Below are 3,351 nucleotides of genomic sequence, written 5' to 3'. Positions count from 1 at the left end.
ATCCGCATACGACATACAAAACCCTGCACTTTCAGTGCAGGGTAGTTTATTGAAAATAGTTATGCTTGCGATAAATTCTTCGAAGTCAGCGCCGGTATGCCGATAGAAACAAACGAACAAGTTGCAAAAGCCGTTGAACGCATTCACATATACTGCCCTGAAGAACGCATAGTTCAGGACACGACAGTATTGTCGACAGTTGTTTCGGTTTTTCCTCAGTTAAAAGATTGGAATTGGGACAAAGATTTTATCCACACTTATCAAGCAGAAAATGGGCGAACCGCATATTATTACATAAAACAGATTATTAAATAGAATGATGAAGCCGAATTTGTCAAAAAATACAAGAAAATTTGACTGAGTCCTTAATATTTGCGTTAGGCCTCCAGCTACCTGCAGTTATACTGCTTAGTGGCAATGGTTCACTTTGGGGTAGACAGTAATCCAAAAAAACATGCGAGTCAAATGCGGCGAAAACAAGCTTGTTTTCATTGCTGAGACGATGCCGCGGACGGCGAAGGCGTCAAATGTAGCACGGCCGCACATAAATATGTGCGGGAACGCCCCCCCCCAAAAAAAAACTAATTAGCCTGTTTCGCCTTAGCCTGGGCGTCCTTGAACGGCTTGAGGTCGAAGAACATCAAGCGAGTTTCATCCTTGCGGTCTTTCTCCGTAAAGAAGTCGAAACTGTTCTTGATATAGAACCCCGTCGCCTTGGCATACGCATCAACAGTAATGAACCGGCAGCCAGTCCGATTGCCGTTCGTGAAGGCGTGCTTGATAAAATCCAGAATTGCCCTGCCGATGCCTTTGTTGTCGTAATCTTTCGAAACGGCAAGACGACCGATTTTCACCGAAGGATAGGTCTTGCGGCGTTTGTTATTCGAAATTCTGCGGTTGATCCTATTCCAGAGCGAACGTTCTTCTGGGTCATACGAAACCTTGTCGTTCAAAAGGCTAAAATAGGCAACAGTTTTCTTTGCTTGACGATCCACAAAAAGATAAGTGACTGCCATAAGGTCGCTAAGATAATTTTTGGCGTCGTCAAAAAGGAAGTTGTTCAAGTCGGCATCATTGCAGTCGAACGGCAAGATTTCGGTGTCTTCGCCAAGGGGCAAAAAGTCAAAGGAAGACAAATCCATTTTTAAAAGGAGAATTTTGCGATGGACATGACGCTGTTATAGGCGTTCTGAGCAGCCAGAACGTCTTCTCTCGAAACGGGTTTGGGATTCGCGATTTTCTTCTCGAAAATGCGAGCTTCCTCACCACGGAGTGTCGGAGTTTCTTTAATTGGTCTTGCCATAATTCTATCCCTTTATACCCTAAATATAAATAATGTAAAATGCAATGTCAATAGGACTGTTTTTCCTGACATCCGCGTTAGGGATAGTGACCCCTTGGGGCGAAGACGTGCGGGCAGTTTTGTCTTGATGTTTTCGGGAGCAAGGCTTCGTTTTAGGAGGCGAGTAACGAGCGAAGTGAAGGTGGTTGCCCCTAAAATATAGCCCGACCGCACATATATGTGCGGGAACGCCCAAAAGAGTAGGCTACGTTCTCCAGATTTACCACAAGGAAAAGCCTGCAAGCCGAGTGTCGCAAAAATGAACTCGTTCATTTTTATGACCGAGGCGAAGCGGCGGACGCTGTAGGCGTCAAAAGCCGGCTGGCGTGATCGTGCAGTTCGGTGGCCAGACCCCGCTGAACATCGCCCGCGCCCTCTCCGACGAAGGCGTGAAGATTCTCGGCACCAGCATCGACTCCATCGACATCGCCGAAGACCGCGACCTGTTCCGCAAGATGATGGACCAGCTCGGCATCCCGATGCCGGAAAGCGGCATGGCCACGAACATCGACGAGGCCCTCGCCTGTGTCAAGCAGATCGGCGGCTACCCGGTAATGATCCGCCCGAGTTTCGTGCTTGGCGGCCGCGGCATGGAAGTCATCTACGATGAAAACATGCTCCGCGAATACGTGGCGAAGGCTGTGGGTGTGACCCCGGACCGTCCGCTCCTCATCGACCGCTTCCTCCACAACGCTTTGGAATGCGAAGCCGACGCACTCTCCGACGGCGAACACGTTTACATCCCGTCCGTGATGGAACACGTGGAACTTGCCGGTGTCCACTCCGGTGACTCCGCCTGCATCATCCCGCCGGTAACCATCACCAAGGAAAACCTCGCGACCATCAAGGATTACACCAGGAAGATTGCCGAAGCCCTCCACGTTTGCGGCCTCATGAACATGCAGTACGCTATCGAAGACGGCAAGGTGTTCGTCCTCGAAGCGAACCCGCGTGCCTCCCGCACGGTGCCTCTGGTCTCCAAGGTTTGTAACACGCAGATGGCCCGCCTCGCGACCCGCCTGATGCTCGGTGCCAAGCTCGAAGACCTCAAGCTCAAGGACAAGAAGTTCAACCACCACGGCGCCAAGGAAGCTGTGTTCCCGTTCGACAAGTTCCCGAAGGTGGACCCGGTTCTCGGCCCCGAAATGCGCTCCACTGGCGAAGTGCTCGGGCTCTCCGACGACTACGCCCTCGCTTACTACAAGAGCCAGGAAGCCGCCGGTTCCTTCCTCCCGAACGAAGGTGCCGTGCTGATTAGCTTGTCCGATAAGGTTAACTTGTCTGAACAGGCCATCGAAATCGGCAAGGAATTCCAGAAGCTCGGCTTCAAGATTTACGCTACCGAAGGCACCGCCAAGTTCTACGAGAAGGCCGGCGTGAAGTGCGAAGTGGTGAACAAGATTGCCGAAGGCCGCCCGAACGTTCTCGACATCATCCTGAACAAGCAGGTGAACCTCATCATCAACACGCCGTGGGCAAAGCGCGACGCCATCAAGGACGAAAGCGCCATCCGCAAGGCCGCCATCAAGTACAAGGTGCCTTACATCACGACGCTTGCCGGTGCGTACAACACCGTCAAGGGCATCGCCGCTGCAAGGAACGGACATGGAGCTGTTAAATCTCTTCAGGAATATCACGCAAGCATTGAAGAGGTGTAATGCCTAAAGTGTCATGCTGGCCCCTGTGCCGGCATCGCCATTACAAGCGTGTCAAAAAGCATTAAAGACCGTAGCAATAAAATGCTGCGGCCTTTTTTGTGTGTATAGGGGAAAGTCTTCCCCTGGTTCGCACTTCGTTGCTCTCCACCCCTTCTAGCGGGTGCTCAGACGCCGCGCCCGTAACGCTCAGGCTTGATTTTGTTTTGTTATGAATTTTGTAAGATCTAAAACTTATGTAAATTTATAAGAAATACTCTTTACAAATTTGTTTTTTTAAAAACTAAATTAACCTTTTCTCCATAACTTCTATAATTGCAAGAATACTTATTATCAATGACATGAAGAACATTG

The 3,351-nt window shown here is 50.1% G+C and carries 3 protein-coding genes and 1 pseudogene; 2 read left to right on the top strand and 2 right to left on the bottom strand.

Annotated elements, in window-relative coordinates:
* Positions 1-96: 96 nt before the first annotated feature.
* Entirely contained in the window at positions 97-315 is a 219-nt protein-coding gene (locus Q0P86_RS16750; protein ID WP_295041083.1) for a hypothetical protein, read from the top strand.
* A gap of 266 nt (positions 316-581) precedes the next feature.
* Here Q0P86_RS16750 and Q0P86_RS16745 read toward each other — a convergent pair whose 3' ends face one another.
* Together Q0P86_RS16745 and Q0P86_RS16740 are read right to left on the bottom strand one after the other, a co-directional pair.
* Positions 582-1,142, bottom strand: coding sequence for a GNAT family N-acetyltransferase (locus tag Q0P86_RS16745; protein WP_295041081.1), 561 nt, complete (start codon positions 1,140-1,142; stop codon positions 582-584).
* 2 nt (positions 1,143-1,144) lie between these two features.
* Positions 1,145-1,303: a hypothetical protein gene (locus Q0P86_RS16740; protein ID WP_295041079.1), complete on the bottom strand. Its 159-nt coding sequence runs from the start codon at positions 1,301-1,303 to the stop codon at positions 1,145-1,147.
* A 353-nt stretch (positions 1,304-1,656) separates the two neighbouring features.
* On the opposite strand from Q0P86_RS16740, the pseudogene Q0P86_RS16735 reads away from it, so the two are divergent.
* Positions 1,657-3,000 (top strand): annotated as a pseudogene (locus Q0P86_RS16735) (ATP-grasp domain-containing protein); the annotation flags it as partial.
* Positions 3,001-3,351: the final 351 nt, after the last annotated feature.

The organism is uncultured Fibrobacter sp., from assembly GCF_946062555.1.
Lineage (GTDB): Bacteria > Fibrobacterota > Fibrobacteria > Fibrobacterales > Fibrobacteraceae > Fibrobacter.
Note: the sequence above shows the minus strand (reverse complement) of the source record. Positions and strands in the feature narration are given on the sequence as shown.

Coding starts and splice junctions, on each gene's coding strand:
- Q0P86_RS16750 (WP_295041083.1), top strand. CDS start 97: ATGCCGATAGAAACAAACGAACAAGTTGCAAAAGCCGTTGAACGCATT.
- Q0P86_RS16745 (WP_295041081.1), bottom strand. CDS start 1,142: ATGGATTTGTCTTCCTTTGACTTTTTGCCCCTTGGCGAAGACACCGAA.
- Q0P86_RS16740 (WP_295041079.1), bottom strand. CDS start 1,303: ATGGCAAGACCAATTAAAGAAACTCCGACACTCCGTGGTGAGGAAGCT.